At 71.8% G+C, this 12,551-nt stretch carries 6 protein-coding genes; 2 read left to right on the top strand and 4 right to left on the bottom strand.

Annotated elements, in window-relative coordinates; translation table 11 throughout:
- Positions 1-120 precede the first annotated feature (120 nt).
- A complete protein-coding gene (locus ACGF3A_RS14115) occupies positions 121-1,275 on the top strand; it encodes an FAD-dependent monooxygenase (protein ID WP_393729347.1) in 1,155 nt (384 codons plus the stop codon).
- Positions 1,276-1,826: 551 nt separating this feature from the next.
- Here the strand turns inward: ACGF3A_RS14115 and ACGF3A_RS14110 are convergent.
- On the bottom strand, positions 1,827-2,591 hold the full coding sequence (locus tag ACGF3A_RS14110; RefSeq protein ID WP_393729345.1) for an alpha/beta fold hydrolase: 765 nt from the start codon (positions 2,589-2,591) through the stop codon (positions 1,827-1,829).
- Between the two features lie 951 nt (positions 2,592-3,542).
- On the opposite strand from ACGF3A_RS14110, the gene ACGF3A_RS14105 reads away from it, so the two are divergent.
- Entirely contained in the window at positions 3,543-8,276 is a 4,734-nt protein-coding gene (locus ACGF3A_RS14105) for an isopeptide-forming domain-containing fimbrial protein (RefSeq protein WP_393729343.1), read from the top strand.
- A gap of 5 nt (positions 8,277-8,281) precedes the next feature.
- On the opposite strand, the gene ACGF3A_RS14100 is transcribed toward ACGF3A_RS14105, so the two are convergent.
- From ACGF3A_RS14100 to abc-f, 3 genes are read right to left on the bottom strand one after another with little or no spacing between them, the layout of a single operon-like run.
- A complete protein-coding gene (locus tag ACGF3A_RS14100; RefSeq protein ID WP_393729341.1) occupies positions 8,282-9,865 on the bottom strand; it encodes a PTS ascorbate transporter subunit IIC in 1,584 nt (527 codons plus the stop codon).
- Positions 9,866-9,896: 31 nt separating this feature from the next.
- Complete coding sequence (locus ACGF3A_RS14095) at positions 9,897-10,688, bottom strand: PTS sugar transporter subunit IIA (RefSeq protein ID WP_393729340.1); 792 nt, start codon at positions 10,686-10,688, stop codon at positions 9,897-9,899.
- Between the two features lie 46 nt (positions 10,689-10,734).
- Positions 10,735-12,366 carry a ribosomal protection-like ABC-F family protein gene (abc-f, locus tag ACGF3A_RS14090; RefSeq protein ID WP_393729339.1) on the bottom strand — a complete coding sequence of 544 codons (1,632 nt, stop codon included), beginning with the start codon at positions 12,364-12,366 and terminating at the stop codon, positions 10,735-10,737.
- Positions 12,367-12,551: the final 185 nt, after the last annotated feature.

The following is a 12,551-nucleotide window of genomic DNA, read 5'->3' as shown; positions in this document are numbered from 1 at the left end:
CCTGAGGTACGAAATTGATCGTACCTTGGTCCGGTTGCACCGCCCCGTGCCGCCGCGCCCTCAGACCCGGCCCGGCACGCGCCAAGGACCTGGTCACCGACACTCCGAGAGGTCATCGTCATGAAGAAGCCCGAGGTGCTGATAGTCGGTGCCGGAATCGCAGGGCCCGCACTCGCGTACTGGCTCTCCCGGAACGGCTACCGGCCGACGGTCGTCGAACACGCCCGGCAGCTGCGCTCCGGCGGTAGCGCGATCGTCGTGAAGGGGCCCGCGATCCCGGTCGCCGAGCGCATGGGCATCCTTCCGCAGCTCCGCGAGCTCGCCACCCGCAATCGGTCGCTGACCCTGCTCGACCCCGGCGGCAGGCGGATCCTGCAACTCCCGCTCACCTCGGACAAGGCGCCGACGGTCGAGGTGACCCGAGCCGACCTGTCCGAGGTGCTCCACCACTCGGCGCAGACCGAGGCCGAGTTCTTGTTCGACGACACGGTCACCGCTCTCGACCAGGACGAAGGCGGGGTCGACGTCACCTTCCGGCGGTCCGCGCCACGGCGCTTCGACCTGGTGGTCGGTGCCGACGGGATGCACTCCACCGTACGGCGCCTGGTGTTCGGGCCCGAGCGGCAGTTCGCGGGCGACCTGGGCCTGTACGGCGCGACCGTGCCGCTGGAACCCGACGCCATCGAGGACCCGAGCGAGATGACGATGCTGACCGTGCCGAACCGGATGCTGGTCCTCCACCCCTCGCGGACCACTCCGCTCGCGATCTTCACCTTCCGGGCCGCACGGCTGGCGCCCCACGACCGCAAGAACCTCGCCCTCCACAAGCAGACCGTGGCAGACGCCTACGCCGACGTGGGGTGGCGGGCACCGGAACTCGTGGCGGCGTTCCTCGACCACCCGGCTCCGTTCTTCGACCCCCTGACCACCGTCCGGGTGCCCTCGTGGTCCCGCGGACGGGTCGTCCTGCTCGGGGACGCGGCGGCGGCGACGGCCCTGCTGGGTGACGGGTCCAGCATGGCGATGGCGGGCGCGTACGCCCTCGCGGAAGAGCTCGCCGCCCATCCCGGTGATCACGCCCGCGCCTTCGCCGCCTACGAGTCGCGGCTACGCGGTGAGGTGGGCCCGCGGCAGCGACGCGTCGGTCCGCTCTCCAGGCTCATGGTGCCCCGCACCCGGTCGGGCCTCGCGGTGCGCAACACGGTGGGCCGCGCGGTCGGCCGCGCGGTCGGTCGCACGAACCGGATCGCCTCTCGCGAAGCCGCGAACCGGTAGACCGGGTCCGCACCGACCGGTCACCGGTCGGTGCGCGGCTCCGACGAGCCCGGCTCGGAGTGGCAGGTCATCGCCGATGCGGCAGGTCGACTGCTGTGGGCCTCACCCACCGTTCCCGGCGCTCGCCACGACATGGGGACTGCCGGTGACCACGCCCCCGCGACGCGGAGGTGAAGTGCCGGGCGGACAAGGCGTATCAAGGCGGCGACGGCATCATCCCGGTGCCCTTCCGCAACCTGCGTCTCAAGCTGCGGCAACGTCGGCACAACAGCACCCACGCCGGAATCCGTTGCCGCCGCGCGCAAGCCATGGCCGCCCTGAAGGACTGCCGCCTCCCGCGGAAACTCCGCTGCAGCACCAACCGGGTCACCGCCACCGGGGAGACCATCCCCGCCCTTCGTCACGCCTCAACCCGAGGTTCGAAAAAGCTCAGTGCCTGGGCACGAGCGACCGACCTTACTGGCACTGTCACCTCGTCCGCGAACACCACCGCGACCACGGCAGCCCCGACCGGGGCGGCTACGCCCTCACCGCGTGAGACGGCCCAGGACTCAGCCGGGAGAGGCCAGAAAGTCCTCGACGACGGCGGCGAACTGCTCCGCGGCGTCCTGGTGCACGACATGCCCGGCGGGCAGCTCGACCAGACGGGCCTGGCCGGCCCGTCGGGCGATCATCTCCCGGGCATGGCCGGCGTCCAGCTCGTCACTGCGTGTTCCCCGGAGCAGCAAAGTAGGACAAGCCACCGCCGTCCAGTCCTGCCAGTGCCGTCCGTTGAGCGCCTTCTGGGAGGCCACCGTGTCCTCGATCTCGAAGGAGAACCCCCAACGGTCGTCCGCGCGGCGGAATGAGCACTCCAGATAGGGCGCCACCGAGCCGAGCATGCTCGCCAGCTCCCGCCGCGACGGCGCCTGGGGCGGCAGGCGCAAGGTGAACGACCAGTCGCTGTCCACGATCGCACCGATGTCCTCGACGATCAACGCAGAGACCCGGTCCGGATGCCGGGCGGCGTATTGGTACGCGTTCACGCCACCCAGCGAATGGCCGAGCACCGCCACCGCACCAAGGCCCAGATGCTGGTGGAAGGCGGCAACGTCGTCGACATAGTCGTCCCGGCCGTAGCTCTCGGCACGATCAGACTCACCGTGACCGCGCTGATCCAACGCGATCACTCGCCACCGCGGCGCAAGCGCCTCGGCCAGCGGCTCGAACGCCGACGCCTCGTTGTAATGCCCGTGCAACGCCAGAAGCGGCGTCCCCGGACCACCGAAGTCCAGAAACGACAGCCGCCGCCCACCGGCTATGAAGAACTCGCGCATGCCCCGGATGCTAAGCGACACCACCGACACCACAGCTGGCCAGATGGGCGAAGTGGTTCAGCTCCCCGGAGAAGGTCTTCGCAGCGCATTCGATAAGCGTGCTTGGAAGACCCGCAACATCACGCTGCGGGGAGAGCTTCCCACCGGCCCGCAGAAGAAGGGACAGGTCGCCTGAGGAGAAGGAAGCTCGCTGATGCTGCCGCTCACAGGAGCGGAACAGGCCAATTCAAGCGTGGCGACCGGAGGCGGGGGCGGGGCGAAACCCCGCCGTCGACGCCTTGGAGACGGACGGCAGCGTGGTGCTGTCCGCCCGGTCGGGAATGCCAAGGACGGCAACTGCACCGCCGAAGCCCGCACTCGGGAAGTATCGGTGAAGCTGGCAGAACCAGTCGTCGAACGCCTGCACCTGGACGCTTCGACGGGTAAGCCAGTGCCGTACGAGGCGCCCGGCCGTTCATCGAGACGACCGCTACCGCCGGTGAGCCCAGGCTCCGTCGACGCCGCGGCCTCTCTCCTCGGGGTCAGTAGACCTCAAAGTTGTAGTCCCGTCTCAAGGCCAAGCCACCCACTTCGTCTTCGTCAGGCGAACTTGGCCCCTGTCTCCAGGGCGTCGATGGCCGCCATCGCCTCCGCGCGCTTATCCGGGTCCACGCGGGCTCCGACCCGGGAGGAACCATTATTTATGTGAAATGCACACGGATTCCGTGGCACTCATGCCGCCCCTCTCCCAGGCGTGTTTCAGCCTGTCTCCGTTCCTCACCACAGTAGGCACCGAAAAGGCATCCGCCCGGCGGGACCCGCCCCCGCGACTCATCGCATTATTCGGTTTCACTGGAACCACCGAGTGATTTTCTCCGCATTCGGCGCGCGCGTCCACGAATCCGCGTGCGAACGGGCGCTATGAATGCGCTCGGACTTCCATGCCGGGCTCAGTAATTCGAGAGGGCAGTCATGCCGCAGGGGAACGCTCGCCGCCGCACGCCGCCGCTGGGCCCGGCACTGGTACAGATCCTGGTCCTCGCCCTGCTGATGCCCGCGCTCTCCCTGGTGACGGCGGTGCCCGCGCGGGCGCAGGCCTGGGCTGTGGAGGGGCAGAACGATCCCTCGACGTTCGACTGCGACCACCTCTACTACAGCAATTATCGCAGCGGCATGCAATTCAGGAACGGCGCGGACGGCGGCGCCGAAATTCAGAACACCGTGGTCACCAAACGCGTCGGCAGCGGACTGCCGGACTACTGGTCGAGCAACATGGCCGCTGGCACGGATCCCGACTCCGGAAAGCCGGCGCTTTTCTACTCCGATTACCGGGGCGGCAACCGCAAGGTCTACAAGCACGTCTCCGGCACCAATCAGGTCACCGACGAGATCTACGCGGGCCGGACCCGCGAACTCCCGGCCGGGACGAACTGGGGCGGCCTCACCTACGATTCCGCCCGCGACAGCCTCTACGGCGCGGCCAACCTGACGACGTTCCGTCTGATGCGGCTCGACGTGAAGACCGGAGCCAGCAAGGAATGGGGAATCGGGGACGTCACGACGGAGATCCCGAACGACCCCGTCATCCGGTACGGCACCACGCTGCCCGACATGTTCGTCGACAAGAGCGGCGGCGTGTACTTCGGCATGTCCTACGGCGGCACGTACCTCTACCGCTTCGACCCCGGCACCGCCAAGGTCACCCGGATCACCGAGGTGAGCGGCGCCGGGGCGATCGGCACCGCCGCGTACGGCATGGCGTACCACAACGGCGCCGTCTACCTGGGGAGTTACGACGGCAGCCTCTATCGCGTCGATCCCCGCGACGGCACCTCGGCCCGCGTCGGCACCACCACGGCGCAGAGCAACCAGATCGGCCGTATCCAGTCCGAGAGCGGCGGCTCATGGCCCATCACGGACCTCGCGAGCTGCGGGACCGCCCCCGACCTGACGGAGAAGCTCGTCGCGGGGAAGACCGCCGACCGCCGGGACGCCAAGCCCGGCGACACTGTCACCTACACGCTGACGGTCACCAACGAGGGCGCCTCCGACGCGACCGGCGTGAGCCTCTCCGACGACCTGACGGGCGTGGTGGACGACGCGACGTACAACGGCGACGCGCGCGTACGCGTCGGCGGTACGGCGCCCGCGGACCAGCCCTCGTACGACCCCGCGACCAGGAAGCTGACTTGGACCGGCACCGTGCCTGCCGGGCAGACCGCCACGCTCACCTACACCGTGAAGGTCGGCGAGCCGCCGGGCGGCGACAAGGCGCTCACCAACGCCCTCACCGTGCCCGACAGCAACTGCTCGGAGGGCTCCGACGACGCCGACTGCGCCAGCGAGGTGGAGCTGGCCACCCTGCGGCTGAGGAAGAGCAGCTCGCCCGCCGCGCCCCGGGCCGGGGACACGGTCACGTACACCGTCACGCTCCACAACGACGGCAACGCGGCCTGGCGCGGTGCCGAGATCTCCGACGACCTGAGCGGCGTCCTGGACGACGCGACGTACGGCGGTGACGCCGCCGCGCGCAGCGCCAACGGCGCCACGGTCGCACCGCCCGTCCTCGACGCCGCCGCCCGGAAGCTGACCTGGCGCGGCGACGTCGCGGCCGGTGACACCGTCACCCTCACCTACTCCGTCACGGTCGGCGATCCGCCGCCCGGCGACAAACGCCTGGCCAACACGGTCACCGGGCCCGACGGCAGCAACTGCCCGCCGGACGCCGCCGACCCCGCGCCCGAGTGCTCCACCGACGAGCCGCTCCAGGGCCTGCGCATCCGCAAGTCCGTCTCCCGCACCGACGCGCGGCCCGGGGACACCGTCACCTACACGCTGACGGCCGAGAACACCGGCGGCGCGCGGGTCACGGGCGCCGAGCTGACCGACGACCTGTCCGGCGTCGTGGACGACGCGGCGTACAACGGCGACGCCGCCGCCCGCGTCGGCGGAACCGCCGCGCCCAAGCAGCCTACGTACGACAGCGGGACCCGGAAGCTGACGTGGAAGGGCGATCTGGAGCCCGGCGCGACGGTCACCGTCACCTACTCCGTCACCGTCGACTCCCCACCCCGGGGCGACAAGAGACTCAGGAACGCGGTCACCGGCCCCGAGGGCTCCTCCTGCGAGCCGGGCGCCGCCGAAGCCTCCTGCGCCACGAACACGCCCGTCGGCCTGCTCCGCGTCGAGAAGAAGGCGGACAGGAGCGAGGCGGGCCCCGGGGACGTGCTCACCTACACGGTCACGGTCACCAACACCGGCGAGGGCGACTACGACGGCGCGTCCTTCAGCGACGACCTGTCCGGCGTCCTCGACGACGCCGCCTGGAACGACGACGTGACCCGCACCTCAGGGCGTACGGAGTTCTCGGCGGCGGAGGAGAAACTGGGCTGGCGCGGCGATCTCGCGGCGGGCGAGAGCGTGACCGTCACCTATTCCGTCACCGTCGACTCCCCGCCCCGGGGCGACAAGCGGCTCAGGAACGCGGTCACGGGCCCCGAGGGCTCCTCGTGCCCGCCCGGCGCCGCCTCGCCCGCGCCGGAGTGCGGCGGGGCCGTCCCGGTGAAGGCGCTCACGGTGAAGAAGACCGCCTCCCCCGCCAACCCGCGGACGGGCGACACCGTCACCTACACGGTCACCGTGGAGAACACCGGCGGAGCCGCGTACGACGGCGCCACGTTCAGGGACGATCTGTCCGGGGTGCTGGACGACGCCACCTGGGACGGCGACGTCCGCAGCTCCGCGGGAAGCGCGGACTTCGACGCGGCGGCCCGTACCCTCACCTGGCGCGGCGACCTGGCCGTCGGCGCGCGGGCCACCGTCACCTACACGGTCACCGTCACCAACAAGGGCGACCGCTATCTGCGCAACGTCGTCACCAGCGCCGACTCCAACTGCGAGCGCGGCTCGGCGGACGACGACTGCCGCACCGTGCTGCCCCGGCCCGACCTCACGCTCAGCAAGTCCGCGTCCCCCGCGAGCGCGAAGCCGGGCGACACCGTCACGTACACGGTCAGGGTCCGGAACACCGGCACCGCGGCCTACGACGGTGCCACCTTCACCGACCGCCTCACCGGCGTGCTGGACGACGCCGCCTGGAACGGCGACCTGCGGGCGTCCTCGGGCGACGCCTCCTTCGACGGCGACCGGCGGGCGGTCACCTGGCGCGGCGACGTCGCCGCGGGAGCCGCCGTGACCATCACCTATACGGTCACCGTCGACTCCCCGCCCCGGGGCGACAAGAGGCTCAGGAACACCCTGACGAGCACCGGCGACACCAACTGCCCGCCCGGCGGCGACGATCCGGACTGCTCCAGCGAGACGCCGCTCGCCGCGCTGGACGTCGCCAAGACCGCCTCACCGCGCGAGCCGGGGACGGGCGACAGGGTCACGTACACGGTCACGGTCGAGAACACCGGCACCGCCGCGTACGACGGCGCGACCTTCACCGACGACCTGTCGGGCGTGCTGGACGACGCCACCTGGAACGGCGACGCGCGGGCCGACCGGGGCGATGTCTCCTACGCGCCGCCCCGGCTCACCTGGCGCGGCGACCTCCCGGCGGGCGCCAAGGCCACGGTCACGTACTCGGTCACCGTCCACAATCAGGGCGACCACCGGATCACCAACACGGTCACCGCCGACGACTCCAACTGCGCGGGCCGCTCGTCCGGTCCTCCAGCCGACCCGGACTGCCGCAGGACGCTCAACACGCCGAAGCTGGAGCTGCGCAAGAGCGCGTCCCCGGCCACGGCCGTGCCGGGCGGGAAGGTCACGTACACGGTCGAGTTCCGCAACACCGGCACGGCCGACGCGCGGGACGCGTCCTTCACCGACGACCTCTCCGGCGTCCTCGACGACGCCACCTGGAACGACGACGCGCGGGCCGACCAGGGCGTTCTCACCCGGGACGGCGCGCTGCTGACCTGGCGCGGCACCGTGCCCGCCGGGGAGACGGTGACCGTGACGTACTCGGTGACCGTGGACGACCCGCCGGGCGGCGACAAGACGCTGACGAACGGGCTCACCAGTCCCGACGAGACCAACTGCCCGCTGCCGATGGCCGGTTCCCGCGCCGTACGGGCGCCGCGCGCGCCCCTGGCACCCGTCGCCCCGGAGTGCGGGACCGACACGCCCGTACGGTCGCTGGCGCTGCACAAGACGGCCTCGCCGCACGGACCCGTCGAGAAGGGCGACAAGGTCACCTACACGGTCACCGCCACCAACACCGGGAGCGCCGCGCTCGATCCGGCGTCGTTCACGGACGACCTGTCCGGCGTGCTCGACGACGCGTCCTGGAACGGCGACACGCGGGCGAGCCGGGGTGCCGCGTACCGGGACGGCGAGGTGCTGCGCTGGAGCGGCCGTCTCGCGCCCGGCGAGTCGGCGGTCGTCACCTACTCGGTCACCGTGACCGGAAAGGGGAACGGCACCCTGCGCAACGCGGTCACCACCAGCACGCCCGGCGGCAACTGCCGCACGGCGGACGAGAAGGGCTGTGGCACGACGACCGAGGTCACGGACCCGCCGGACAAGCCGGTGAAGCCCGGCAAGCCCGGGAAGCCGGGCAAACCCGTGAAGCCGCTGCCGAAGACCGGCGGCGCCGCCGACGGGGTGTCGGACTGGCTCTACCCGCTGCTGGGCGGGCTCGCCGCCCTGCTGATGGCGGCCGGGACGTACATCGTCGCGCGGCGCGGGGGCCGGTAGCGCCGTCAGTCCCCGGGCGGGGGCGGCGGGGTGGGGGCGCCCGCCGGGGGCGGGAGCTTGGGGTAGACGCGGGCCGCTCCCTCCGGAGCACCTGCTTCGATGTCGGCCTCCGGCTCCTCCTCGGGCGGGCCGCCCGGGCTCCAGCCCGTGTCCACGACCTTCCGCTGGACGAGGATCGCGCCCGCCAGGACCGCAGCGCCGATGACCAGCATCAGGACGATGCCGCCGGTCTCCCCCGCCTTCGCGGCGTAGCCGATGAGCGAGCCGAACCAGCCGAAGTCTGCGTCGCCGAACGTCGTGTTCTCGTTGCCGAAGGCACCGAGGACCTTCAGCAGCACGGCGGGCAGGAAGGTGATGAGCACGCCGTTGAGGAACGCGCCGACGACGGCGCCGCGCCTGCCGCCCGTCGCGTTGCCGTAGACGCCCGCCGCGCCACCGGTGAAGAAGTGCGGGACCAGTCCCGGCAGCACCAGGGCCAGCCCGAACGCCGGGTGCAGCACCCAGGCCAGCAGCGCGAGGGTGCACAGGCCGCCGACGAAGCTGGAGATGAAGCCGATGAGCACCGCGTTCTGTGCGTACGGGTAGACGATCGGCGCGTCCAGCGCGGGGACGGCGCCGGGCACGACCTTCTGCGCGATGCCCTGGAAGGCGGGGACCAGCTCGCCCAGGATCGTACGGACGCCGAAGAGGATGATGGCGACGGAGATGCCGAACTGGAGGCCCTGCATCACCGACTGCATCAGGTAGTTGCCGAGGCTGGTGGCGGCGGCGCCGTTGTCCTCCGCGAAGGCCTTGAAGGCGGTGTCCTCGCCGACCTTCGCGACGTAGACGATCGCCATCACGAGATAGATCAGCAGCATGGACAGCGCCGTGGCGACCATCGAGTCCCGCAGGAAGCGGAGCCCCTCGGGGAGCTTCATGTCCTCGGTGCTGCGGCTCCGGCCCTCGCTCCTGCGACCGCCCTTGCCCCGGCCGCCGACGAGCTGGCCCGCGGCGCCCGCGACGATGTAGCCCGCGGTGCCGAAGTGGCCGATGGCGACGGTGTTGTTGCCGGTGATGCGTTTCGTCCACGGGTGCGCCAGCGCGGGCATCGCGACGAGCATGATGCCGAGCAGCACGCCGCCGAGGACGACGACGATCCACGACTCGTACCCCGCCGTGGCCAGCACCATGGTCAGCAGCGTGGCCATGAACAGCATGTGGTGCCCGGTCAGGAAGACGTAGCGCAGCGGCGTGAAGCGGGCGAGGACGAGGCTGAGCGCGAAGCCGAGGATCATCAGCCAGGCGACACGCGAGCCGAACTGGGCCTGCGCGATGCCGACGATGGCCTCGTTGGTCGGGATCACGCCGTGCGCGCCGGTCGCGCCCTGGATCATCCGGCCCAGCGGCGCGAGGGAGCTGGTGACCAGCCCGGCGCCCGCGTTGATGAGCAGGAAGCCCAGCGTGGCCTTGATGGCCCCGCCGAGGATCTGCCCGGTCGACTTGCGCAGCGCGATCAGGCCGGCGGCCGTGATGAGACCGATCAGATACGCGGGGACGCTGAGGATCTCGTTGACGAGGAACTTCGCGATCGTGACGAGCACGTCCATGGTCTGCTGCCTCTCTCGGCTCGGACGCCGCTCAGACGTCGTAGGTGTCGCGCATGGTGCGGTCGACCTCGGTGGTGCTGGTGAAGTCCTCGACGACCTTCACGGGGACGCCGACGTCGCCGAGCGTCCTGGCGATCTCCCGGGAGGTGAAGATGGCGGCGGCCTCGGACGCCTTGCCCTTGGCCGAGATGGTGTCGGTGGCCTCGACGGTGATGTTCCGGTCCCAGCCCCAGCGGTCGAGGACCTGCTCCAGGGTGTTCTTGAGGAAGAGGCTGGTGCCGACGCCGTTGCCGCAGACCGTGAGGATCTTCTGCACGGCGGGCCCGGTCTCGGCGGCTCGCTCCCTCTCCCCCGCCTTCTCTCCCGTCCTCCCGTCGGCCTCCACCAGCAGCAGGTGCAGCGCCTCCGGGGTGGGCGCCTCGCGCAGCCCCTGTTCCGTGTCCGGGTTGGCCAGGAGCCGGGCGAGGCCCGCCATCGCGGCCGTATGGGCGCCGGAGTCGCGGGCCGCGAGGGCGACGACCAGCGTCACCGGGTCGTTCGCCTCGTGCCCGAACTCGACCGGCTCCGTCAGCCGCACCCACGACATGCCGGTGCGCAGCACGGCGGGCGAGGGGCGCGCGTGCGCGAACGCGAAGCCGGGCGCGATGACGATGTACGGCCCGTTCTCCTCGACGTTCGCGATCATCTCGGCCGTGTACGCGTCCGTACTGGTGCCGTTCGCCACGAGCAGGTCGCCCGCCGCCGTGACCGCGCGCCGCCAGTCGGCGGCCGGGACGTCCAGCCGGATCGCCTCGGTGGGGAGGAGTTCACTCAGCGTCGCCATGAGTGCGATCTTGGCATGTCGGCGTCCCGGCCGCGCGGCGGCGGGGTCAGCCGGGTACCACCCGTCCGGCCCGCAGCTCCAGCTCCGTCCCCCGGAACCGGGAGCGGAACCTGCGGTCGTGCGAGACGACCACGACCGTCCCCTCGTACGCCGCGAGCGCCTCCTCGATCTCCTCCACGAGGCCGGGAGCCAGGTGGTTGGTGGGCTCGTCGAGGACGAGGAGCCCGGCGGGGCGCGTCACCAGGCGGGCCAGGTCGAGCTTGCGGCGCTGCCCGGCGGAGAGCGCGGAGACCGGCACCTCCAGGTCGTCCTCGCGGAAGAGCCCGAGGGCCAGCAGCTCCTCCGCGTGCTCCTCCGGCTCGCCGGGACGCCCGGCGGCGAAGGCGCTGAGCAGGGGTTTCCTGGTCGGGGCCGGGTCCAGCTCCTGCGGGAGCCAGCCGACGCGGGCGGCGCGGTGGACGGTGCCCTCCTCGGGCCGCAGGTCCCCGGCGAGGACGCGCAGCAGCGTGGACTTGCCCGCGCCGTTGGGCCCCGAGACGAGGAGCCGTTCGCCGTGCTTGACGCGCAGCTCCGGCACCCGCAGCCGCCCGGCGACGGCCAGGTCCCGCACCTCGGCGACGGTGCCGTCACCCCGATCGCCCTCCTGGGCGCCCTGGGCGAGGAACGCGCCGCCCGCGAACCGGAGCGGCTCGGGCGGCGGCGGCACCGGGTGCGACCGGAGCCGTTCGAGCCGCTGGCGCGCGGCCCTGACCTGCCCGGACAGCTTGGCCTCGTGCGAGCGGCGGTGCTTGCCGAAGCCCTCGCGCGGGTCCCTTCCGGAGGACGCCAGCCGCTGTCCGGCGGCGGCGACCAGCTCCTCCGTACGGGCCAGGTCCGCGCACCACTCCTCGTGGTCCTGCTCCCAGCGGCGCCGCGCTGCGGCCTTCGCGGCGCGGTATCCGGCCCAGCCGTCGCCGTACCGGGTGACGGCCCGGGTGTCGCGGTCGACCTCCAGGACCGTGGTCGCGATCCGGTCGAGGAACGCGCGGTCGTGCGTCACGGCGACGACGGTGCCGTGGTGCGCCCTGAGCCGCTCCTCCAGCCAGGCGCACGCGGCGGCGTCGAGGTGGTTGGTGGGCTCGTCGAGCAGCAGCAGCTCGGGCGAGGAGGCCAGCACGCAGGCGAGCGCCAGCCGCGACTGCTCGCCGCCGGAGAGCGAGCCGAGGCGGCGGTCGCGGGTGAGGTGCGCGAGGCCGAGGCCGTGCAGCGCGGCGTCGACCCGCGCGTCCGCCTCGTACCCGCCGCGCTCCTCGAACGCGGTCAACAGCTCGCCGTACGCCGCGAGTCCGGCCTCGCCCGTGTCACCGAGCGACGCCTCCGCGGCGCGGATCCGGCGCTCCAGCTCCCGCAGTTCGGCGAGCGCGTCGTCCACCGCGTCCTGGACGGTGAGGCCGGGGTCGAGGTCGAGCGTCTGGGTCAGATGGCCGGTGCCGCCGGGGAAGCGGACGGTGATCTCGCCGCTGTCCGGCGCCTCGGCCCCGGCGAGCAGCCGCAGCAGCGTCGACTTCCCGGAGCCGTTCTCCCCGATCACCCCGGCCCGCTCCCCGGGCCGTACGGTCAGCGACACCTGGTCGAGGACACTCCGGTCCCCGTACGACTTGGCGACATCCTTCATGGTCAATTGGGCGCGATCGCGCATGGAGTTCTTCCCTGATCCCGAGAGCACGTGGGCGCGCGCGAGGGCGCGCACGGACGGACCGTCGGCGGACGACCGGCAACCGGCAACCGGTGCGGCGGCGGGGCAGGTCAGGCCCTCGCACCGCGTCCGCGGGTCCGGATCAGAGGAAGAAGTGGTAGTACATGTGTACGAGCGTAACGCGGGCC

Source organism: Streptomyces sp. NPDC048172, assembly GCF_043202595.1.
In the GTDB taxonomy this organism is placed as follows: domain Bacteria; phylum Actinomycetota; class Actinomycetes; order Streptomycetales; family Streptomycetaceae; genus Streptomyces.
This window is presented reverse-complemented; position numbering and strand designations above follow the sequence as displayed.